Genomic DNA, 23,370 nt, shown 5'->3' on the forward strand with positions numbered 1-23,370 from the left:
ATTCTTCAATTTGGTAATGTCAGCCATTAATTACCGGGTTATTTGAGTTTTGCTTTGAAGTCATTGAGTATTTCAGGATTAAATCCTGCAAGTCCGTTTACGACTGTCAGCTCATGCGAACGGAAACGTTCTTTCTGAGTTGATGACGGTGGTGCGAGATAGGCAATACTTGCCAGCAAGGGTTGGGTGCGGCCAAGTGCCGGAAGGCGCAATAGATCTCTTGTCATGCTACGAAGCCATAGCTCATTTGCATTGCCGTAATAAACAAGAATAGCATCGCAGGTGCGTAAATTCTCTTCATGTTCCTTACGCAGATCCGCTTCTTCGCCTTCAAAAATCGGCAGGATCACTTCATAACCACTATCGAAAAGAAAATCTTCAATGGGTTTGGTATCACTCAAGTCGCGTTGATCACAAACAAAGTAAACCATGCGAGGTCCGGCATCAACAGCAGGTGTTGCTGTTGGAATTACACCGGCGCTTGTTTGATTTTTCTTTTCCTCATCAAGTGCTTTCTTACGTGCATCTTCCAGTGCTTTTTCCTTTTCTGCTTTTTCTTTTGCTTCCTGTTTTCGAATGGTATCGAAGATGGCGAACTTGAATTCTTCAATGGTTCCTTCTAATAAATCTGATCCACTTTGCAACACTTCCTGATGCCGCAACTGATCAATAAAAGCGAGTTGCCTGGCATCTTCCGTAGTTACATTGGGAGGAATCCAGATCAAACGGTTCAATCCTTTTTCAGCACTTTGCTTTGCTGCAATTTCGTTCTGAAGTGCGATGATGGATTTATCAGTTCCTTCCGGCACCAATCCATAGGAAGATCCAATGATGTGGAGCGACAGTGAGCAGTCTTTCATAAAATCTTCCACTTCGCCCTTCATCAGATCAGCTACAGGTGTCAGATTTTTGTTTGGAAAAACAGTAAATCCGGTGTCTTCCAGTTCGCGTTTTACATTTTCATGGTATTCTTTCTGGTCATAGGAAGTATCAGCCAGGTAAATCTTTTTGCCGGAGCTTACTTTCGTAGGATCATAAGTAATGGCATTTGCCGGAGCTTTGCCGTTGCCATTTCCATTTGGGGAGTCAACGTGATCTAATGCCATTATCAGCTTGGCTATATCCTGGGCCACATCGTTGGCTTTTGCATAATAGGCCTGCTGCAATTCCTGTCCGTACATTTTATCGAACTCCGTAAATTTTCCGGATGCGGAATCGACTTTGTAAAATTCATACCCTAATATTTCGCGGATCTTTTCCGGTTGTTCATTACGATTAACCGGTGTTTTAATGATTTTGAAAATGCGGGCTTTGTTCTCTACCTCAATGCCTCCGTTTTCATTGGCAGCTTTGAAGAATTCTTCCACTTCCTTGGTGCACCAGGCCGATTTCAGGTACCTCGGAGTGATGATGGAAACCAATACTTTCAGCTTGGGAAACTGCGCTACAATTTCAGGTGCAAAAAAATCATTGCCCTGTAACCTTGCATCGCGCCAGATAACGGGTTTGACGCCTGTTAACTGGAAAACACGGTTTTGAAGATACTCGTGAAGCTCTGATATCCAGCCCTTCATGCCTTCCGTAATCGGCACATCGTCCACGTGAGCGTAACTGATAAATACGTCCTTTTCAAAATTCATGGAGCGGCTTTTTTTCGGGAATGCCGTTTGAAATGGATTCAAACGGATTTACAAGATAAGAATATTTTGTTTATCCACATTTTGGAACGTCAGATAATGACCATGAATTTTTTTGGTCAATGCGTCGTGATTGCCTTAAAAGTCTTATCTGGTAAACAGTTTGGCCAAAACTAAATGCAACATGGAATCACCATTCAGGAATCTGATGGTGATCAGAACCATCCGAATCTGTTGAATAATGTTGATAACTACCCATTACATGAAATACTGCTATTATGAAGGTTTTTCAAGCTTTTTTTTATGGAAGTAATGCTGTTACAGGTAGCGTGTTTAAAGAGTATACTCACAAAGGCACAAAGCCCGCAAAGCAGGAAGCTATGTTTTCTTTGCGGGGTTAACGACTTTGCGCGAAAGAATAATTAATCTGGTGTATTGCTGAAATTGATCAGGTTGTCGAAGTGTTGAATGGAAAGGAGGAAATTTTTTTTACTTTGCCGCAAATTATTGCTTAGCCATCTAACATCTCTCCAAAAAGGTCATTTCAATTTGCGCTCCTTCATGAAAAGAATCATCATTTTTCTGCTGCTGTTGATTTTTTCTCAGCATTCATTTTCACAACAAACATTTCCGCGTAACGGTGTAAAGGATGAACGGGAAAAGCTTTACGCCTTAACGCATGCAAATATTTTCACCGACTATCAGACCATGATTGCAGATGCAACGCTGATCATTCGTGATGGTAGAATTGAATCGGTCGGACAAAATATCAGCATTCCCAAAGGTGCTATTGTGATGGATCTTCAGGGCAAATTCATCTATCCGTCTTTCATTGATATCTATTCCGATTATGGAATGCCGGCAGTTGCAAAAAATCAGCAACAAGGTCCGCGTGGTCCGCAATTTCTTTCGAATAAAAATGGTGCTTACAACTGGAACCAGGCTGTTCATCCTGAAATTCATTGCAATGAATTGTTTGAAGTAAAAACGGATCAGGCAAAAGAGCTTCGTGAATTAGGTTTCGGAACCGTTTCCTCCCATCAGAAGGATGGCATCGTTCGCGGAACCGGAGCAGTTGTTTTATTGGGGGAAGAAAAAAGTAATGAGATGCTGCTGAAAGATCAATCGGCAGCATATTATTCTTTCAACAAAGGAGTTTCCACGCAGGATTATCCTTCCTCCTTAATGGGCAGCATTGCTTTGTTGCGTCAGACTTATTATGATGCACAATGGTATAAATCAACCAATGGAAAAGCAGAAACAAATTTATCACTGGATGCATTGAATAAAGCACTGCAACTTCCGCAAGTGTTTGAAGTGGGGGACGTGTATTCCGTTTTGCGGGCCGATAAAATTGGTGATGAATTCAACATCAAATACATTATAAAGGGAGCCGGAGATGAATATGAACGCATTGATGATGTGAAAGCTACCGGCGATGCATTTATTGTTCCGTTAAATTTCCCGGTTGCTTTGGATGTAGAAGATCCTTACGATGCGGAGCAGATTCCATTGGCGCAGTTGATGCATTGGGAAATGGCGCCTGCCAATCCTGCTGCGATGGATAAAGCGGGAATAACATTCGCCATCACTTCCGCTTCGCTCAAATCAAAAAATGATTTCTGGAAAAATCTGCGCACTGCTATTGATTATGGAATGAGTCCGGTAGCAGCATTAAAAGCACTCACCTACACGCCAGCTTCTCTGATGGGTGTGCTTGACCAGGTTGGAACATTGGAAAAAGGAAAAGTCGCCAACTTCATTATTTGTTCTGATAGTGTGTTTAAAGAAAAAAATATCATTTATCAGAATTGGGTGAAGGGCATGCAGTATGTTGTGAATAGTTATGATCTTAAAGATTCAAGAGGCACGTATAATCTGACAGCAGGAACACTTTCCAACTTAAATCTTATGGTGGAAGGAACAGCAACATCACCTGAAGCGTCGATTAAATTAAATGACAAGGAAAAACTGAAAGCCATCCTCACCACAAAAGATGATCTGGTTTCTATTTCATTCCGTTATCCCGCTGATAGCAGTAAAGAGATGTACCGGCTGAGCGGTTATTGGAAAGATAAAAATATTGCCGGCAGCGGTCAGGATCCGAAAGGCAACTGGATCAACTGGACTGCAAATTTTACTGCTGCTTACCAGGAAAAAGCAGACACTTCCAAAAAGAAAGAAAAACCTAAAGCGGAAGGAACGGTTTTATATCCGTTCGTGGGTTATGGAAACGCATCATTACCAAAGCAGGAAAATTTTCTTTTCAAAAATGCAACGGTATGGACGAATGAAAGCGACGGCATATTACAGAATACGGATGTATTTATTTCCGGTGGCAAAATTCAAAAAATCGGAAAGAATCTTCCGGCCACGGACAATGTGAAAGTATACGATGCGACCGGAAAATACCTTACCTCAGGGATTATAGATGAACACTCACACATTGCTGCTGCGCAAGGATTGAATGAGGGAACACAATCTGTTACTTCAGAAGTGAGAGTGGCCGACATCATTTATCCGAATGACATCAATATCTATAGACAACTTTCGGGTGGTGTTACAGCCGCGCAGGTCTTACATGGCTCGGCGAATTCCATCGGCGGACAAACACAATTGATAAAACTCCGTTGGGGTTATTCACCGGAAGCCATGAAGTTTCAGGGTTGGCCCGGCTTCATCAAATTTGCATTGGGTGAAAATGTGAAGCAATCCAATTGGGGCGATTTTAATACGAGTCGCTTTCCGCAAACGCGCATGGGCGTGGAACAAACCATGTATGATGCATTCATCCGCGCAAAGGATTACAAAGCATCATGGGCTGCTTACAATGCGATTCCTGCCAAGCAGAAATCAACTGCGATTGCTCCACGCCGGGATCTTGAGTTGGATGCTTTGGTAGAAATATTGGATGGAAAAAGATTTATCACCTGTCACTCTTATGTGCAATCGGAAATAAACATGTTGATGCATGTAGGAGATTCAATGGGATTTAAAGTGAACACCTTCACACACATATTGGAAGGATACAAAGTGGCAGATAAAATGAAAGCAAGGAATATTTATGCTTCCAACTTCTCTGATTGGTGGGCTTATAAATATGAAGTGTATGATGCCATTCCTTACAACTCTGCAATACTTACAGGAGTTGGAGTTGTGACGGCAGTAAATTCTGACGATGCTGAAATGGCGCGCAGGTTAAACCAGGAAGCCGCGAAGAGTATAAAATATGGTGGATTGAGTGAAGAAGAAGCCTGGAAATTATGCACGCTGAATCCCGCGAAAATGCTACATGTTGACGATAAGGTGGGTAGTATTAAGATTGGTAAAGACGCCGATGTTGTTTTGTGGAACAATGATCCGCTCTCCATTTATGCATCACCGGAAATGACACTCGTAGATGGTATTTGTTTTTTCAGTCTTGAAAAAGATGCGCAACATCAGCAGCAGATACAACAGGAGCGCACACGCCTGATTAATAAAATGCTACAGGCAAAAAAGGATGGCGCACCAACAGAAAAAATTAAAATTGAATTCAACCGCGAATGGGATTGTGATTCGATGACGGATGGGAAGGATGTTGGGCAATAGTCTATGTGGATAAACTTTGGCATCAATTGAACCTTAACACGAATACACTAATAAGATTGGATTTCAAATTAGAATCAACACCTTTCTTTAAAAAAATAATTTTCAATCAGTCGATCATGAAATACATTTCACTACTGCTCGCCTTCCTGTTTTTTTATACACGAAAAATCAGCAGCACAACGCATTGCACCCGTTGGAGCGCAAACAGTTCCTGTTGTAATTACCGGCGCCACCATTCATGTTGGCAACGGACAAGTAATTGAAAATGGAGCCATCGCATTTTCCGCAGGTAAGATTAACTATGTTGGCGCGGCGAGTGGTGCTCCTGTTGCCGGCGCAACAATAATTGATGCAAAGGGTAAGCAAGTGTATCCGGGATTCATAGCACCGTGTACTAATATTGGATTGAATGAAATTGAAGCGGCGCGTGCCACCAACGATTATGCGGAAGTGGGAGATTTTAATCCGGGAACACGGAGTCTTATCGCTTACAACACCGATTCAAAAGCAATTCCAACGGTGCGTTCCAACGGCGTTTTGCTGGCGCAGGTAACGCCACAAGGCGGCATTATTTCAGGTGCGTCTTCCATCATGCAACTGGATGCATGGAATTGGGAAGATGCGCAATACAAAGCCGATGATGGCATTCATCTTAACTGGCCTTCTTATTTCAAATTTGATTTCAACGATAACGGAGCCGGTGTTACTGTAAATGATGATTATCAAAAACAGGTGCAGCAAATCCGCAGTTATTTTTTGGAAGCACAACAATACAATCAACAATCAGCGCACACTGAACGCAACATCAATTTCGAAGCGATGAAAGGTGTCTTCGATAAATCAAAATCTGTTTTTATCCATACGAATTATGTCCGCGAAATAATGAATGCCGTTCAGTTTGCAAAAGACCTGGGCATCAACATGGTGTTGGTGGGTGGCAGCGATGCGTATAAATGTGCCGCTTTGCTGAAGGAAAATAATGTTCCTGTTATTTTAGGTGATGCGCATTCATTGCCTGATGGAGACGATACAAAAGTGGATGTTCCTTATCACACTGCTGCCATGTTGCAACAGGCCGGCGTTATGTATTGTCTCAGCATTGGTGGTTATTGGCAACAACGCAATCTTCCTTTTATTGCCGGCACTACTGCCGCACATGGCGTAAGCAAAGAAGATGCATTGAAATCCATTAGTGCAAACACCGCTAAAATTCTGGGTATTGATAACAGAACAGGAACTTTGGAATCAGGAAAAGACGCAAACATCCTTATTTCAACAGGAGATGTTCTCGATATGCGAACCAGCAATATTGAACGTGCTTTTATTCAGGGTCGTGATATCAACCTTGATAATTCTCAGAAGCAACTGTACGAAACTTACAAAACGAAATACGGTTTGAAATGAAAATGAATGCACAATACTCTTATAGCCGTTTGTGAAGACGCAAAAGACGGCGACTTCGGCTGTGTCTTCACAGCCAATTTCAATAACTACTTTCTCCTGAGAAAATGATTTATAAATCTACAGGTAATTAGTTTCTGATTTGTTTCAGCCATTCATAGTCTGCCTGGTAACAATTTAGTTATTTATAAAAATTTAATAAATACCTGTTACAACTGGTTGAAACTTACAAACAAAAGCAGGGTTTGAAATAACGCAGATTGCGAACTGTATTTTTTCATCCCGGATAATTTGAAATGATTGAATGATGTTCAGGCTTGTTTTTCTTTGCGTGCTTAGTGCCTTTGCCAAAAACACTTGAAAAGAAAATTGTGGTCCGCCATTCTCTTTCCAAAAATTCCTGAAAGTATTTAATCCTGTATCTTGCAGCGAAAATTTACCTTTTATCAGGTTATCGTCTACATGTCTTTAATTCAAAAAGCAGAACACCAACAGGAAAAAGCGGTTTTGATTGGTCTCATTTACCAGGGACAAAAGGAAGAACAACTGACTGAATACCTTGATGAGTTGGCATTTCTTGCTGAAACTGCAGGTGCCATAACTTTGAAACGCTTCACGCAACGGCTGCAGTCACCACATCCACGCACATTTATAGGCGAAGGAAAGCTGGAAGAGATCCGCAAATACGTGGAAGAAAAAGAAGTGGACCTTGCCATCTTCGACGATGATCTTACAGGTAAACAGATATTTAATATTGAAAAGGAGCTGAAGATCAAAATCCTCGATCGCAGCAACCTGATACTTGACATTTTTGCCAGCCGTGCACGAACGGCGCAGGCAAGAGCACAGGTTGAACTGGCACAATTACAATATTTATTACCAAGGTTGAAAGGATTGTGGACGCACCTTGAAAGACAACGTGGAGGTATTGGTATGCGTGGCCCGGGTGAAAAAGAAATTGAAACGGATCGCCGGATTGTGAAGCAGGAAATTTCTTTGCTGAAGAAAGAACTTGAAAAAATTGATTTGCAAAGTCAGACACAACGGAAATCGCGTGGCGAATTGATTCGCGTTGCTTTGGTGGGATATACCAACGTCGGTAAATCAACTTTGATGAATGTGCTCAGCAAATCGGAAGTGTTTGCGGAGAATAAACTTTTTGCAACACTTGATACAACAACGCGAAAAGTTGTGATGGACAGAATGCCTTTCCTGTTAAGTGATACAGTTGGATTTATCAGGAAGCTGCCGCATCATTTGATAGAGAGTTTTAAATCAACGCTGGATGAAGTGCGCGAATCAGACATACTTTTACATGTGGTTGATATTTCACATCCGAAGTTTGAAGAACAGATTCGTGTGGTAAATGAAACGCTGGCAGAGCTTGGTGCGTTGGAGAAAGCAACACTGCTGGTGTTTAACAAGATGGATATGTATGAGGAAAAGCAATTTGATGAACTGCTGCCGCCTGAAGTGAAAGAAGAGTTACTTCGCAATTTAAAGCAGAGCTGGTCGAAGCAAACGAATGGAAATGCGATTTTTATTTCCGCTACAGAAAAGCAAAACATCGATGCATTGCGTACTAAAATGTATGACCTTGTGAAGCAGCTTTACATGGAACGTTATCCGTATAAGACTGCATTTTTTTAGAAACGGTTTTGAAATGAAAACAAGAAGATGAAAAAATATTTTTACAACCTGCTTTGCCTGCTGACTTTCGCGACAATCATACCTTCCGTTGCAACGGCAACCACACACATCATAACCGTAACAAATTTTCAGTTTTCACCCGACACGCTGACGGTTGCCGGTGGTGACACTATCACCTGGCAATGGGAGTCGGGATTTCATACCACCACAGCCAATGGTATTCCTGAAGGAGCTGAGCAATGGAATGAATTGCTCGATAGCATGCACACCAGTTTCACTTACATTGCTACTGTACCCGGAACTTATCACTACATCAGTGTTCCTGATCTGCCTTCGATGACGGGCACTTTTACGATTCCGGGAGCTGAAGTGGGAATTGATGATGTTGCACTGTCACTGGTTTCTTTTGATCTGGTTTCCAATCTGGTTCATGATGAAGTTTTCATCTCGTACACGGTTCTTGCCAATACTTCAATCGATGTTGCATTGTACAATATTTCAGGAGTGCGCCTGCAGACTTTGCTGCATGAAAAAGTAACTGTTGGAAAATACCAGTCTTCATTTTATTTCAATCAAACATTTCCTGCTGGTATGTATTTTATCCGCATGCAATCCGGATCTTCCTTTACTACAAGGAGAATGATGATTCAATAATTGTCTGAACTGTGATTTTTTATGATGATAATGATTATTATGATTTTGATTATCATGATAGGGGTGGGATCCTGAAAAAATTACTGTTGAACCAATTCTGAAAAACAATTTTCGAATTACGACCTCAGCTCCGATGAACCGTCATGCTGAACCCGTTTCAGCATCCGTCTATCTGCAACCGTCAGCCTGCGGGCTATTTCGCAACAATTTTATTTCGCCCGCGATCCTGAAACAAGTTCAGGATGACTGCTGCGTGGGTGCTTTATAATTTCCATTAACTGTCATGCCGATTTTATTTCGGCATCCGTGCTTTCGCAACAGATCCTGAAACAAGTTCAGGATGACTGCTGCGTGGGTGCTTTATAATTTCCATTAACTGTCATGCCGATTTTATTTCGGCATCCGTGCTTTCGCAACTGATCCTGAAACAAGTTCAGGATGACTGCTGCGTGGGTGCTTTATAATTTCCATTAACTGTCATGCCGATTTTATTTCGGCATCCGTCCTTCAAACCAGGAGCGCTCTGGGTGTTTAATTTCCGTTAACTGTCATGCCGATTTTATTTTGGCATCCGTGCTTTCGCAACAGATCCTGAAACAAGTTCAGGATGACTGCTGCGTGGGTGCTTTATAATTTCCATTAACTGTCATGCCGATTTTATTTCGGCATCCGTCTATTTCGCAACAGATCCTGAAACAAGTTCAGGATGACTGCTGCGTGGGTGCTTTATAATTTCCATTACTGTCATGCCGATTTTATTTCGGCATCCGTCCTTTCGCAACAGATCCCGAAACAAGTTCAGGATGACTTAATGAGACAATAACACCACCAGTTTATTCAGCTTAGCTCTATTCTCTGCATTTTCCATCGTGGACAGGATGCTCTGTTTTTCGCGGGTGGTAAGGTGAAAACTCATAGAAGCTACCTGGTCTTTTTGTTCCGGTACATATTCAAAAGAGATCATGTTCAGGTCAACATCCAGCCAGCTGTCAGCAAGGCCAGTTAATTCATCCTGGTGGTAATCATGAAAATCGCTCCAGATCGCATACAAGCTGCTGATAGGATCGAGCAGCTTCTGAATGAGCGACGGATGTTCGTTTACAACCGGTTCATAATTCTTTGCATAATCTCCGCGTGCCTGTACAATGATGACGCGTGAAGTATTTTGATTGATCCAGTCTTTGAATTCAAACAAGAATCGATACGTAGTTTCAAAACCATAATTATCGCGCAGTCCCGCATCCATTGCCTGCACTTCAGGCGTAGTGGGCAAATAGACATTTGGCATGATATACGGGAACGTGGAATTTATTCTTACTGCTGTCATGAACGGAAGGTTGGCACCGTTTTGTTTTCCAAAAAAAGAATGGATATCAATACCATCTACCTTCATATCATTGGTGGATGTGCTGCGTTGTGGCGGCGCAGTGAGATAAGAAAGGGGAGTAGAGGACAGGAGCAGCCTTCTGCCATCATCAATAATTGTAGGAGAAAATAAGAGGATTGGAATGGTTGCGTTTTCTTCAAAAGGTGCATAATCTGCCAATGAGCGATCCATTACAAATCCAGTGTTCTGGCTGAATCTTCTTTCAAAAATATAACCACGGTCTTTCCGGTAGGTATAACCATTGACTCTGAATCGTTGCCACGGAAACAATACATCATTTACTACATAAGTAAAGGAGATGGCATTCAGAATATCTTTTGAAATATTATCAACGTAGCGAGAATTCTGAAGATCGATCGGGTCGCCTAATTTTTTTGAACGGTATAATTCACGGTAGTAGGACATTCCCAGCATACCGCCCGAAGCACCACTGATGAATACGCAGTGATCAAAAAAAGCATTGCCTGTTACACTGTCTGCAACCTGCATCAACCTGAATGCCCAAAGCGATGCCTTCAATCCTCCGCCGCTTGCATTAACTACAATGAGCGGAGGTTTTTGCAATGGATGATAATAGGGCGCGACTTTCTCTTTCCATTTTTCAAGAATGTTCAATGTTGTTGCGTGATCTTTTTGCAACAAAGCCGGTGACACTGCACTTTCTATAGCAGCAAGATTATAGGAGGCAGGATGGGAATAATCCATTCCGAATGCTTTGTTCCGATGATTGATAAAATCAAACTTCACGAGCAGGTTTGCAACAAGCAGCAGTCCGATGAAAGCGGTTACCGCCCAGGAACGCAACCAATAAGAAAGTGCGCCAATGGGTGCAAGCAATATCGTGAGCAGCAACAAAATGCTTGCTCCTGCGGGAATCTGGAATAGCGGAATCTCTTTGAGAAATCCCAGCATTATAATGATCAATAAAGCCACCATTTCTATCGTGAGTGCATTCTTGTGGTGCAACCTGAAAACCTTCATCAGTTCTTCTGCCTGGTAATGTTTTACACTTCGAACCGGGCGGACTCTGAATGGATGAATAAGCACAAAGTCAACACGTATCTCCGGCGAAAAAAGTACCGCCGCTTTATTTTTCAAAGTGTTCGCCAGCGGGATTTTTTTGTTTCGCGGTGCAGGTTGATTTCGTGCACTGCGCTGAATAAACCTTTCAATATGAATATTCAGCGATCCTGCCACAGAAATAATGAGCATCAATGCAACGCCACTGATGAGTGCGGCCTGGTAAGAGATGACTTCAAAAAATGATTTGAGCTCAGAGTAATACTGGAAACGGATGAGCGAATAAAAATACACGATGATAAACAGCAGTGGAAAAAAAGCATTGTTGAGCGTATAACGGAGAAATGGTCTTTTAAAAGTAGCGAGAAAAGGAAAACGAAAACTATTGAGAATATAACTGGTGATGTTCCACACAAAGATGAACCCACCTAATCCAATGCCGATAAAGAAAAAGCTGATGAAGTTTACTTTTCCGAAGTATTCAGGATCAAGAAACAGGTAATGAAAGCCAAGTCTGGAAAGCAGGTTTCCTGAAACCATGAGCATCAATATCACCCACGGAACCAGCATAAACAGGAACTTGCGCAGGTGTAAAAGCACCAACTGAAAGGGGAATGAATAGAAAATGTTGCGAAGCACAAGCATAATGCACCTACAAAAAGGATGATTGATTACTGCTTGTGCAAGCTAAGAAGAGTAGGTGAATTTTAGTTAACGAACTGAAGTTCGTTCTACCTAATTCCTAATTCCCTAATGCGCCATCTCACTCATAAACTTAATCCGCATCAGTTGAATCTCTTCCATCGAATAATTATCCTTGCCGAGATCGCCGAGAGCATCCTGCAGTGAATCAGAATGGGCAGTCCGGAAATAATCGTATACTTCTTCCTGCCGGTCTTCTTCAATAAGATCAGTTATGTAATAATCAAGGTTGAGGCGTGTACCGGAGGAAACGATGGATTCCATTTCTTCCAGCAATTGTTCCATCTTCATGCCTTTGCCTTGTGCAATGGTGTCGAGTGGAATTTTTTTATCGATATTCTGAATGATGTACACTTTGATGCCTGATTTATTCACCACCGATTTCACTACCATTTCAGATGGTTTCTCAATTTCATTTTCTTCTACATAAGCGGCAATTACTTCCACAAATGGTTTACCATACTTGGTGGCTTTTCCTTTGCTCACACCCATGATACGGGAAAGTTCATCCAGTGTGGTTGGATATTGTGTGGCCATATCTTCCAGTGAAGGATCCTGAAACAATACAAAAGGTGGCAGGTTGCGTTCTTTCGCGTATCGTTTGCGCAAATCTTTCAGCATGTTTAACAGCGTTGGATCAAGCGCGCTGGTGCCTCCTTCCGGTTCCGTATCTTCCAGGTTATCGAAATCATGATTAATGGAAATCATGATGGAATGCGGCTTCTGTAAAAACTTGCGGCCTTTTTCACTCAGCCGGATTACGCCGTAATTTTCAATGTCTTTGGTAATGAGGTTGTGAAGCAGCGCCTGGCGCAAAACGGAATTCCAGAAATGATCATCATGATCTTTGCCTGCACCAAAGATGGGCAGTTGATCATGCTTAAACATGGTAACCTGGTTGTGTTTGTTGCCGCAAAGAATGTCAACGATATAATTAATCGTGAAACTTTCATTCACAGCCTCTACCGCCTGGACAAGCAATTTGATGAAATCTTTTCCTTCCATCTGCTCTTTCGGATGCAGGCAGTTGTCACATTTGCCACAGTTTTCCTTGTCGTATTTCTCTCCAAAATAATGGAGCAGAAATCGCCGGCGGCAGACAGATGTTTCCGCGTATGCCACCGTTTCCATCAACAGGTGCCCGCCCATCTCGCGTTCACTTTGCGATTTGTCGCGCATGAATTTTTCCAGTTTCAGAATATCGCTGTAGTTATAAAAAGCGATACACTTACCTTCCAGTCCGTCGCGTCCGCCGCGTCCTGTTTCCTGGTAATAATTCTCCAGCGATTTGGGAATATTGTAATGAATCACAAACCTTACATCAGGTTTGTCAATGCCCATTCCGAATGCAATGGTGGCCACAATCACATCAATATCTTCCATCAGAAACTGATCCTGACGGCTCGAACGCGTGGCAGCATCCAGGCCTGCATGATAGGCCGCCGCCCTGATTCCGTTGACCGTTAAAAATTCAGCTATTTCTTCAGTGGATTTCCGGCTCAGCACATAAATAATTCCTGACTTGCCCGACATGCTTTTCACAAACTTTACGATCTGCTTCAGCGTAGGTTCTTTCTTTCCTTTCGGACGTACTTCGTAATAAAGATTGGGACGGTTAAAGGAACTGATGTAGATATTCTTCTCACTCATGTCGAGGTTCTTCAAAATATCTGATTGAACCTTGGGTGTTGCTGTTGCGGTGAGTGCCATGATCGGAATACGGTTGCCCATATTTTCGATCATGCCTTTGATCTTGCGGTATTCGGGACGGAAGTCATGTCCCCATTCGGAGATGCAATGTGCCTCATCCACCGCGACAAATGAAATATCCAGTCCGCTGAGGAAATCAATATTTTCTTCTTTCGTCAATGTTTCCGGTGCTACATACAACATTTTTGTAACGCCGCGAACAAGGTCTTTCTTTACTTCTTTGGCTTGTGCTTTTGTTAGCGAAGAATTGAGAAAGTGAGCGATGTTATCATTGCTGCTGTAACCACGAATCTGATCGACCTGGTTTTTCATGAGCGCAATCAGCGGTGAAATAATGATAGCTGTTCCTTTGAGCAGGATGGCAGGCAACTGGTAGCACAGTGATTTTCCGCCGCCTGTAGGCATAATAACGAACGTATCTTCGCCATTTAATACACTCTGAATGATTCTCTCCTGTGCACCTTTAAAATTATCGAACCCGGAAATATTCATGAAGCGAATCTCTGAGGTTTAGCTTGCCGTCTTTCTTAACGGTATGCATCACTTTCAGAATTTTTTCGCCTGCTTCGTCTAAGTCTCTTCCGTTTTTCGCCGGCCTTGTGGTCTCCTGTTCAGTTTTTTACAATGTCTATCCTATCAGCTTTATCCACCGTTTTTGTTCCATTCGTGGGTTTTGGTGGTTTCACTTTCAATGATCTTTCCTTCACCGCGCTCTCATTTACCGCTTTCTTAGCCATGTTACTTTCTGTTGTTTCAAATTCAAAAATACCTGTTGCATACAGGTAGCAATTCTTTGTTTGTGTTTTTGATGTTGTTGATCCGATTTTTTCGGGAAACCCCAGTCAACCCGAAAGTGATGTGCTTTTAGCGTAAGCCGGACCGGCAGTTGTAAAGGTTCAACTATCTAAAAGTAGGAATTTTAATACTTTTACAAAAATTCAGGAAGAATTATTTTTCCAACTGTACTTCTACGTGAAATTTTTGCAATAGACGAAAGGTAATCATTTTCAAATATCATTTCCAGAATAGTTTTTTACGCCCTTGAAGATTACTAGCGCTTCCATTCTACGTACAGCAAGGGAGACTTTGTTCACTGAATCCGATGCCATTGCCCGGCTGGTAAAACTTCTGGATAAGCAGTTTGTAACGCTGGCAGAAAAAATCTATAACAGTAAGGGAAGGGTAGTGGTTACCGGAATCGGCAAGAGTGCCATTATCGCCAATAAATTGGTGGCCACCTTTAACTCTACCGGAACATCTGCTATGTATATGCATGCGGCAGATGCCATTCATGGCGATCTGGGAATGATTCGTGAAGAAGATATTATCATCTGTATTTCCAAAAGCGGCGATAGCCCTGAAATTAAATTATTGGTGCCATTGGTAAAAAATAATGGCAACCTGCTGGCTGGAATCGTAGGAAATACCAAAGGTTATCTTGCTATGCACGCTGATCTTGTTTTAAATACTACTGTTTCCAAAGAAGCATGTCCGAATAACCTGGCTCCAACTGCCAGCACTGCTGCACAGATGGCTTTAGGCGATGCGTTGGCCGTTTGCCTGTTGAAGATGCGTGGCTTTTCACCGGAAGATTTTGCCAAATTTCATCCCGGCGGTGCGTTGGGAAAAAAACTTTATCTGAAAGTAAGTGATCTCTATGTGCAGCATCAGAAACCGATGGTGCAGGAAGGTGATTCTATTCATCAGGTGATTCTTGAAATTACGTCGAACCGGTTAGGTGCGACAGCCGTTTTGAATAAGAAAAATCAGGTGACCGGCATTATTACAGATGGCGATCTCCGGCGAATGATTGAAAAGAAATCATCCATGGATCTGCTGAAAGCGAAAGATATCATGGGCAAAAATCCACTTACCATTAAAAAGGACGAACTCGCTATCAATGCACTCGACCTGATGCGCAGTCATAAAATAACACAGGTGATTGTGAAAGATAAAAGTCAATATTTAGGGATGGTGCATGTGCATGATTTGTTGAAGGAAGGATTGGTGTGATGGAGTAGTGAGTAGTGAGAAAGTCGTGAGTCCTTAGTCCTTAGTCTTTAGTCTTTAGTCTATAGATAGTCATTAGTCATTGAGTCATAAAGTATCTGGTCATTAAAACATCGGCACATCGGCGCATTAATTTCATTGGCACATTATCTCATCAATTCAAATCCCATGCTTCATAGTTAATCGCGAATCCTATCTTTAGCACTTTATGAAAAAGCACGAATACGCAGTGATGTTGGCAGGCGGCATAGGCAGTCGCTTTTGGCCCGTGAGCAAGAGTCGCATGCCGAAGCAGTTTCTGGACATTCTCGGAACGGGCAAATCAATGATGCAGATGACGTATGAACGATTGCTGCGGAGTTTTGCACCGGATAAGATTTTTGTGATCACCAACGAATCCTACCGCGACATTGCAACGAAGCAACTTCCGGATCTCCATGACGAAAACCTGTTGTTGGAACCTGCGCGGAAAAATACGGCGCCATGTATTGCTTATGCTGGTCATAAAATACTATCCATTGATACCAACGCTTCCTTCATCATCACGCCGAGTGACCACATGATTTTGCGCGAAGACCAATATGACAAAGCGGTTCAGAAAGCTTTGAAAGTGGTGCAGAAGCGCGATATCATTGTAACATTGGGTATTCGTCCCACCAGGCCGGATACCGGATACGGTTACATTCAATACATAGAAGACATGGAGGAAGATGGAGTGTTTAAAGTAAAAACATTTGTAGAAAAACCACCACTTGATATTGCCACCACTTTTTACCGCAGCGGTGATTTCTTATGGAATGCAGGCATTTTTATTTCCAATGTAAGAACACTGATGAATGCCTATCACCATTATTTGCCTGAAGTGAATGATGTATTCAAGGAAATCAAAAAAGTTTACAATACGCCGGGCGAGAAGGAATTTGTTGCCAAAGCTTTTTCAATGTGTCCGAATGTGAGCATCGATACGGCGATTATGGAGAAGGCAAAAAATGTGTGCGTGATACCTGCACAGTTTGGGTGGAGTGATCTTGGAACCTGGGCTTCATTATACGAGCAATATGCAAAAGATTATCTCGGCAATGCCGTATCCGGAAAGAATGTGATGATCTACGATGCTACCAATTGCATGGTGATGGTGCCTGAAAAAAAGATGGTGGTATTGCAGGGATTGGAAGATTATATAATCGTTGATACAGAAGAAGTGCTGCTGATTTGCCGTAAGGATCAGGAACAGGAGATCAAGCAAATTGTAGCTGATATAAAACGGAATAAAGGAGATCGGTTTTTGTAGTAGCACGATCTTTATGTCGCTTTGATGAGCCGATGTGCCAATGAGGTGAACAATTATACAATAATATATAGCTGTCCGTCTTTATTATTTCCTGACTTTTGCGTTTAATGTGAAGGAGGAAACAGTAGTTGTTTTTTCTTTCTGAAAATGTTCAATTCAAAAATTAAAACCACAATTACCGCTGCATATTCAATTGCAACCAATGCCAGATTTTCCTGGTAAGGAATTGTTTGATAAGTAGCATAACTCAGCGCAATAAATAATGACCATACCAGCGGATATTTATAACCCGTAACTACTGAACACATCACCAAAGGAATGATGTACCATGGATGCACGGTGGTTGCCAGCAGCAAATAAATTGTGAGTGACCATTGTATTGCGTGAAAGAAAAATTTCCACGAATTTTCTTTTTCTTTTACTGCGAAAAATAAAATAGAAATAAATGTAATGACTGCCAACCACGGACCGGCCTGCCGGACAATATCATAGTGTACGAATTGAAAACCAATCCACCTTACCACATAAAAAATGCTCGCATTGAATTCGAAATGCTGAAAATACAATTGCAGACTGCTGCCCCATTGTGTGAGCAGTTGCTGATTCAGGAAAGGAATTAAGAGCAACAGGAAAAAAAATCCGGTTATGAAGAAATAGAGCAAACTATGTTTCCATTTCAGGCGCCTGATGAGAAACGAAAGAAACAACAATGGAATAAGTTTTACTGAAATGGCGGCGGAAAAACTGAGTGCTGAATAAATCATCTTGCGTCTGGTTATCCGAGATTGCTGATACGCTTTGTTTTTTGATTGTTCGTTTGTAATCAGAGATGTTTGTTTGGGTGAAAAAAGGAAAAGGGTTCTTCAACAGGTTTTATGTAATGAGTTGCCTGAATCAGTAAATAAATAGCCAGCACTAAAAAAAAGATCATAATGACCTCGAAGTGCAGGTTGCCACTGCCTTCCATAATTACCAATGGATTTAATGCATAGAGCAAAACATTTCTTCTTGGTAAATTAAAATGTGCAAGAATTTTTAACAGCAAAATGATCGTTCCTGTTTCGGCAGCAATGCAGAAGGTTCGCATCACGATTACCGTTCCCGATAAATTGGATGGAAACAATTGGGCGCTGATGCCGAAAATAAACTGACAGACGGGTGGATAGACGGTATAGTACTTCGGAGAATTCATGCCATTGAATAACTCCATCAAATAATCCGGCTGAGGCCCGCTTTCCTGTAAATAAGCTGATGGAATGATAGTGAAGGGATTTTCACCGTGCGTCCACATAAATCCATCCCACGCAAAACCGGAAATAATCGTCGGACAAGGAAGGCATTGAAAAAAGAAACACCAAACGAAAAACAATTGCTGCAGCAAGTAGCATTTGTAAATCTGATTTGCGGTTTAATAACAGACTTGTGCTTTCTGCACTTAGTCCTTCGGTGTTTTTAAATCCGGGCTGATCATGCTGCGAGTGCTCATTTCTTTTTAGTAATTGCAGATAGGCAGCGAAAAGCAACAGGTAACAGGTAAAATGCAAAGTGAATTGTTCGCGCGATAAACCATAGCCATTAAAAAGATAACAGCACAAAGAAAGCAACAGCATGCCCCAGGTAAATGCATTTAATGGCAGCAGGTGGCGGACGGGTTCAAATTGACCTTTTCTGAAAATCACGACAAGAACTTTTTCCGAAGATAGGGGAAGTTGGAGCTATGAAGTGCAGCAGGATGTGCCAATGGTTTTGATGTGCCGATGTGTCAATGGCTTAACGTGGCAGCGTTTTTATTAGGTGATGAATTGATGTGCCAATGAAATTAACGTGCTGATGAGCCGATGATTTAATGGCTAATGACCAATAACTATTACCTGTCAGAATAGGCTGTTCCCGAGCTTTTGAACTTAGCTATTAAACCACTTAGCCATGCAATCCTCAGTTTCTGGCCATTTTAAACCGCCAGCGAAACGTAGGAGACTTTGATCGTAATGGCTTAGAATGCGCGAAAGAATAGAAGCTGACAAATCCGAATCCAAAGGAGAGCAATACGTGAAAGGGAAGCAATCCGTAATCTTTCAATAAAAAGGCAAACACGATCCCTGAAATAAAATATAATGCAAGCACACCTTCCGAAACTGTGATCCAGTTGGTTGTTTTTTCCAGGTAACGGTTTTGTTTCCAATCCTGTTGTCCGCTTGGCACGTTGAACTTGGGCGTTCGCATGAAAGCACTCTTCATCCCAAAATAACCCTGCAGCACCGCAACTGCATTGTGTAAGGCAAGTCCCATGCTAACGGATAAGAAGAGTGGAAAAATCAGAAGGAATTTGGCAAGGTTGCGCGGAAATTTTTTATCCCCTTGCGCTTCGGAGAAAAAATAGAAACATCCAAGAATCAACAAACTGATGAGAAAAAGGAAGCGTATAAAAACAGGTTGCTGAATTGGTCTAATTGATGCTTGATGAAAAGCATTGGAATGCTCAATATCGCGGTTGTCATGATGAAAATAAAAATAGTAGAATTCATCAGGTGAAATGCCGCGTGCAACTTGGTGGAAAAGCTCACGCCGCTTTTTCTCAAAACAGAATCAGATTTTTGCGCACACATTCCGCTGCTCCTTTGTTCCACCGGAATTGCTGATTCTTTAATGCATTCATAGCAACCGGTAATTCTGCAGGTGTTCCGATATCTTCTTTGTAAACAAAATTCCAACCACGCAACTGCGCACGGTAGCTGAGATCAAGGTCTTCTGTCAGCGTATCTGATTGCCAGCCGCCGGCATCATCAATGCACTTTTTCCGCCAGATGCCTGCAGTGCCGTTGAAGTTGATGAAGTGACCAGCAACATTTCTACCGGTTTGTTCTATCGTGAAATGTGCATCCAATCCAAATGCCTGCAAGCGCGTGATGAGAGAATGATTTTTATTCAGGTGCTGCCAGCGAGTTTGCACCATGCCCACTTTTTCATTTTTAAATTCAGGCAACGTTCTTAGCAGGAAATCCGGTTGCGGCACAAAGTCAGCATCAAAAATGGCAATGTATTTTCCGGTTGCGCTATCCAATGCATGCGCAAGTGCACCTGCTTTGAATCCTTTGCGTACTTCGCGTTGAATGTGTTGCACATCAAATCCGAGTGTTTGCAGTTCGTAAGTTTTTTTCCTGATAAGATCTGATGTTTCATCAGTGGAATCATCAAGCACCTGAATCTGTAATTTGTCTTTCGGATAATCGAATTTCGAAATTGCTTCCATCAATCGTTCAACAACATACAACTCATTGTAAACCGGTAACTGAACAGTAACCAGGGAAATGAAATAAGTGATACTGTTTCTTCAGCGCCGTTTTTTTGTGCAGCGCGTTTATTACGGAGATAGCTTATCAGAAGACTTAACTGAATAAGACTGTAAAGGAAAATGCAGAAAAGCGAAAGCGCATAAATGATCACAATAATAATTGCCACGGATTCCATTTCAGAGATATTTAAAGATAGTTGTTATGATTTTGTAACCCGCCAATATGGTTCCTTTTACTGTGCCTGACACTTTAGAAATTCCAATGCGTCTTCTGTAGCTCACAGGAATTTCCGTGCAAATAAGTTTATTTTTTGCAGCTTTCAATTGCATTTCTACTGTCCACCCATAATTTTTATCGACCATGCCCAATGACTGTAATTCCTCCCATTTTATTGCTCTGAACGGACCAAGATCTGTAAAGCGCACGCCATAAAATAAATACAACAGGCGTGTTGCCAGCCAGTTTCCGAAAACCTGCTGGGGCTGCATGGCACCGCGTTCCCTGTTACCCAAGGCGCGTGAGCCAATTACGAAGTCGATATCATTTTTTACGATAGGTTCAATCAGTTGGCTCATCTCCTCCGGAAAATCAGAATAATCACCATCAATGAAAATCACAATATCGGGTGGTACGGATTTATTTTGGAGATAACTCATTCCTTTCAGGCAGGCAGCTCCGTAACCTTTGCGCTTTTCCAATAAAACCGTTGCCCCTGCATTGGTTGCATTTACGCTTGTTCGATCAGTTGAATTATTATCTGCCACTACAATTTCCCGCACCAGTTGTTTATCGATGCCCGCGATCACCATACCAATGGATTCCTGCTCGTTAAAGGCCGGAATGATTACATCAACAATGGGCACCGAGGTTTTCAAAAACGGGGCAAATATAGGACTTGAGGCAGGAAGTTTGGAAAATTGATGTGCCGATGATTTGAATTGCGTATACGGCAATGATCTTATGTACCGATTATCAGGAGTACCAATGACTTAATGCACAAATGACTCAATAACTCATGACCTTCTAACGACTAACGACTAAGGACTAAGGACTAAGGACTAAGGACTAAGGACTAATGACTTTGACTCACTACTACCTACTCTCCACTCTTCTCAAACTTCATCGCACCGGAATTCATACAATACCGCAATCCCGTTGGCTTTGGTCCATCATCAAACACGTGACCAAGGTGGCCGCCGCAATTGCTGCATAATACTTCATCGCGCTCCATTCCATAGCTGTTGTCATGTCCGACGGCGACAGCAGTTTTGCTGACCGGTTGCCAGAAACTGGGCCATCCGGTTCCTGATTCGAATTTTGTTTCTGAACTGAAAAGTGCCTGGTGACAAGCAGCACAGTAATAAGTTCCCTTTTCATGATTGTCGTAGTAAGCACCGGTAAAAGCTCTTTCGGTGCCTTTTTCGCGAAGGATGTTAAACTGTTCAGGCGTCAGTATTTGTTTCCATTCTGCATCTGTTTTCATAACGGGAAAAGTTGTTTTTGAAGTGGATTCAGGTTTGGTTTGATTTTGCGCACAGGCACTCAGTGAGAGAAATCCGAATGCGAGCAAAACTAATATTGAGTTTTTCATGATTTTCTAAAAATTATTTTGAAGAATGTACGTAACACAATATGGAAGTGGTTTGGTTCAATTTTAAATTCTTTTTTGATGTTGCGGATGTCGGCTAAATTGCACAAAAGTGTTAACGTAAATCAAATGAAAAGAATAGCTGGCAGTTTTGTTTTCGCGATGGCAGTCGGTGCAATGGTTATTTCCTGTACTTCCCAAAATGAAAAAGAACAGTCCACTCAAAATCAGGAAGCATTTACGGCAGCGGACATTCATCTCGGTGAGCACATGCGCGACATTCAGTATTACACTTTGAAACTCGGATTGTCGCTTCAGCATAAGAATGGCCCGCTTGCACAATTCTATCTGGATGAAGTGGAAGAAGCATATCAGGAGTTGTCTGATAAATCAATTGTGGAGGAAGGCATTGATATTTCCGCATTATTGCATCAACTACTGGAACCCGGTTTGAAAGCTGTTGACAGTGTGTTGCTTCAAAATGATACTTCCCGTTTTATTCCTGTTTATCATGCTTTAATTGAGAAATGCAACAGTTGTCACAGGGAAGCGAAACATGAATTTATCGTGATTCAGATGCCGGAAGAAAATTTCAACGGGCAGGATTTCAGGTTGCCATCGGCAGGCGACGCCAGATGATTTTGAGGTTCTGCATGGAGAATGAATGCGGATGTCTGGGGAAAAAATCAGGTGGTGTTTCTTCCTCCGTGCTTTTCCATGCATCTGTAGCTAATCATTTCTGAATTTATTGCTACGAAAGCACGGGTCTACAAGGAAATTTGTCGAACACTGATTCGTACTACATTGCACATCACTTAAGGATTTACGTTTAGTTTTGCTTTTTTATGAACCACCTCGCTCACTTATATCTTTCTCAGCATTCAGAAAAAATGATGGTGGGAAATTTTATTGCAGACGGTGTGAAAGGAAAAAAATACCTGGATTTTGAGCCGGAGATTTCGAAGGGTATCGTGATGCACCGCGCCATCGATACTTTTACCGACACACATGAAATAGTCAAGCACAGCAAAAGTTTTTTCCGCGAAAAGTATGGACTCTATTCATCTGTACTGATTGATTTATTTTATGATCATTTTCTTGCAAAAAACTGGCAGCACTATTCTTCTATGCCGCTCCTTTTTTTTACGGAATATTCCTATAAGGTATTTGAAAAGTATTATGATGCAATGCCGGAGCGGTATCAACATATGTTTCCTTATATGCAAAAAGAAAACTGGTTGTTGAACTATGGTCATCTCGAAGGCATTCAGCGGTCATTAACAGGCATGTCGCGAAGAATTAAAAATAATCCGGGCATTGAAAATGCGACCTGGGATTTGCGGACTCATTATGAGGAAGTGGAAACGGATTTCGGTAATTATTTTCCGGAGTTGATCAGACATATTTCGGAATTGTTTCCTGCTTCATAAATTCAG

At 41.9% G+C, this 23,370-nt stretch carries 16 protein-coding genes and 1 pseudogene; 8 read left to right on the plus strand and 9 right to left on the minus strand.

What is annotated here, in order from left to right:
- Window positions 1–38: 38 nt before the first annotated feature.
- A complete protein-coding gene (locus IPO83_10285; GenBank protein ID MBK9731653.1) occupies window positions 39–1,640 on the minus strand; it encodes a TIR domain-containing protein in 1,602 nt (533 codons plus the stop codon).
- Between the two features lie 558 nt (window positions 1,641–2,198).
- On the opposite strand from IPO83_10285, the gene IPO83_10290 reads away from it, so the two are divergent.
- The 4 genes from IPO83_10290 (at window position 2,199) to IPO83_10305 (ending at window position 8,933) form a co-directional block, all read left to right on the plus strand.
- Window positions 2,199–5,228: an amidohydrolase family protein gene (locus IPO83_10290; GenBank protein ID MBK9731654.1), complete on the plus strand. Its 3,030-nt coding sequence runs from the start codon at window positions 2,199–2,201 to the stop codon at window positions 5,226–5,228.
- A 156-nt stretch (window positions 5,229–5,384) separates the two neighbouring features.
- Window positions 5,385–6,632, plus strand: a complete 1,248-nt coding sequence (locus IPO83_10295; protein MBK9731655.1) for an amidohydrolase family protein — start codon at window positions 5,385–5,387, stop codon at window positions 6,630–6,632.
- A 459-nt stretch (window positions 6,633–7,091) separates the two neighbouring features.
- A complete protein-coding gene (gene hflX, locus IPO83_10300) occupies window positions 7,092–8,279 on the plus strand; it encodes a GTPase HflX (protein MBK9731656.1) in 1,188 nt (395 codons plus the stop codon).
- Between the two features lie 27 nt (window positions 8,280–8,306).
- Window positions 8,307–8,933: a T9SS type A sorting domain-containing protein gene (locus IPO83_10305; GenBank protein MBK9731657.1), complete on the plus strand. Its 627-nt coding sequence runs from the start codon at window positions 8,307–8,309 to the stop codon at window positions 8,931–8,933.
- 808 nt (window positions 8,934–9,741) lie between these two features.
- Here the strand turns inward: IPO83_10305 and IPO83_10310 are convergent.
- Together IPO83_10310 and recQ are read right to left on the minus strand one after the other, a co-directional pair.
- A complete protein-coding gene (locus IPO83_10310) occupies window positions 9,742–11,910 on the minus strand; it encodes a patatin-like phospholipase family protein (protein ID MBK9731658.1) in 2,169 nt (722 codons plus the stop codon).
- Between the two features lie 180 nt (window positions 11,911–12,090).
- The gene (recQ, locus tag IPO83_10315; protein MBK9731659.1) at window positions 12,091–14,244 is read right to left on the minus strand and encodes a DNA helicase RecQ; all 2,154 of its coding nucleotides are present in this window, start codon (window positions 14,242–14,244) and stop codon (window positions 12,091–12,093) included.
- Window positions 14,245–14,793: 549 nt separating this feature from the next.
- Here recQ and IPO83_10320 point away from each other — a divergent pair.
- Both IPO83_10320 and IPO83_10325 read left to right on the plus strand, forming a co-directional pair.
- Window positions 14,794–15,765 (plus strand): KpsF/GutQ family sugar-phosphate isomerase, encoded by a 972-nt coding sequence (locus IPO83_10320; GenBank protein MBK9731660.1) that lies wholly within the window; start codon window positions 14,794–14,796, stop codon window positions 15,763–15,765.
- Between the two features lie 205 nt (window positions 15,766–15,970).
- On the plus strand, window positions 15,971–17,053 hold the full coding sequence (locus IPO83_10325) for a mannose-1-phosphate guanylyltransferase (protein ID MBK9731661.1): 1,083 nt from the start codon (window positions 15,971–15,973) through the stop codon (window positions 17,051–17,053).
- Between the two features lie 104 nt (window positions 17,054–17,157).
- Here IPO83_10325 and IPO83_10330 read toward each other — a convergent pair whose 3' ends face one another.
- The 6 genes and pseudogenes from IPO83_10330 to msrB all read right to left on the minus strand — a co-directional run bounded on the left by IPO83_10330 (window position 17,158) and on the right by msrB (window position 21,937).
- On the minus strand, window positions 17,158–17,817 hold the full coding sequence (locus IPO83_10330; GenBank protein MBK9731662.1) for a hypothetical protein: 660 nt from the start codon (window positions 17,815–17,817) through the stop codon (window positions 17,158–17,160).
- 59 nt (window positions 17,818–17,876) lie between these two features.
- Window positions 17,877–18,245: a hypothetical protein gene (locus IPO83_10335; GenBank protein ID MBK9731663.1), complete on the minus strand. Its 369-nt coding sequence runs from the start codon at window positions 18,243–18,245 to the stop codon at window positions 17,877–17,879.
- An 82-nt stretch (window positions 18,246–18,327) separates the two neighbouring features.
- A complete protein-coding gene (locus tag IPO83_10340) occupies window positions 18,328–18,732 on the minus strand; it encodes a hypothetical protein (protein MBK9731664.1) in 405 nt (134 codons plus the stop codon).
- A gap of 256 nt (window positions 18,733–18,988) precedes the next feature.
- Window positions 18,989–20,521, minus strand: a pseudogene (locus tag IPO83_10345) (glycosyltransferase).
- 1 nt (window position 20,522) lies between these two features.
- Window positions 20,523–21,209, minus strand: a complete 687-nt coding sequence (locus tag IPO83_10350; protein ID MBK9731665.1) for a glycosyltransferase family 2 protein — start codon at window positions 21,207–21,209, stop codon at window positions 20,523–20,525.
- 233 nt (window positions 21,210–21,442) lie between these two features.
- Entirely contained in the window at window positions 21,443–21,937 is a 495-nt protein-coding gene (gene msrB / locus IPO83_10355) for a peptide-methionine (R)-S-oxide reductase MsrB (protein MBK9731666.1), read from the minus strand.
- Between the two features lie 126 nt (window positions 21,938–22,063).
- Here msrB and IPO83_10360 point away from each other — a divergent pair, with 126 nt between their 5' ends.
- Complete coding sequence (locus IPO83_10360; GenBank protein ID MBK9731667.1) at window positions 22,064–22,573, plus strand: hypothetical protein; 510 nt, start codon at window positions 22,064–22,066, stop codon at window positions 22,571–22,573.
- A 206-nt stretch (window positions 22,574–22,779) separates the two neighbouring features.
- Window positions 22,780–23,364: a DUF479 domain-containing protein gene (locus IPO83_10365; GenBank protein ID MBK9731668.1), complete on the plus strand. Its 585-nt coding sequence runs from the start codon at window positions 22,780–22,782 to the stop codon at window positions 23,362–23,364.
- The last annotated feature ends 6 nt before the right edge of the window (window positions 23,365–23,370 follow it).

This window comes from Chitinophagaceae bacterium (assembly GCA_016717285.1).
Classification (GTDB): Bacteria; Bacteroidota; Bacteroidia; order Chitinophagales; family UBA10324; genus JACCZZ01.

Coding starts and splice junctions, on each gene's coding strand:
- IPO83_10285 (MBK9731653.1), bottom strand. CDS start 1,640: ATGAATTTTGAAAAGGACGTATTTATCAGTTACGCTCACGTGGACGAT.
- IPO83_10360 (MBK9731667.1), top strand. CDS start 22,064: ATGAAAAGAATAGCTGGCAGTTTTGTTTTCGCGATGGCAGTCGGTGCA.
- IPO83_10325 (MBK9731661.1), top strand. CDS start 15,971: ATGAAAAAGCACGAATACGCAGTGATGTTGGCAGGCGGCATAGGCAGT.
- IPO83_10330 (MBK9731662.1), bottom strand. CDS start 17,817: ATGATTTATTCAGCACTCAGTTTTTCCGCCGCCATTTCAGTAAAACTT.
- IPO83_10365 (MBK9731668.1), top strand. CDS start 22,780: ATGAACCACCTCGCTCACTTATATCTTTCTCAGCATTCAGAAAAAATG.
- hflX (MBK9731656.1), top strand. CDS start 7,092: ATGTCTTTAATTCAAAAAGCAGAACACCAACAGGAAAAAGCGGTTTTG.
- msrB (MBK9731666.1), bottom strand. CDS start 21,937: ATGAAAAACTCAATATTAGTTTTGCTCGCATTCGGATTTCTCTCACTG.
- IPO83_10310 (MBK9731658.1), bottom strand. CDS start 11,910: ATGCTGGTTCCGTGGGTGATATTGATGCTCATGGTTTCAGGAAACCTG.
- IPO83_10305 (MBK9731657.1), top strand. CDS start 8,307: ATGAAAAAATATTTTTACAACCTGCTTTGCCTGCTGACTTTCGCGACA.
- IPO83_10335 (MBK9731663.1), bottom strand. CDS start 18,245: ATGAATTCTCCGAAGTACTATACCGTCTATCCACCCGTCTGTCAGTTT.
- IPO83_10290 (MBK9731654.1), top strand. CDS start 2,199: ATGAAAAGAATCATCATTTTTCTGCTGCTGTTGATTTTTTCTCAGCAT.
- recQ (MBK9731659.1), bottom strand. CDS start 14,244: ATGAATATTTCCGGGTTCGATAATTTTAAAGGTGCACAGGAGAGAATC.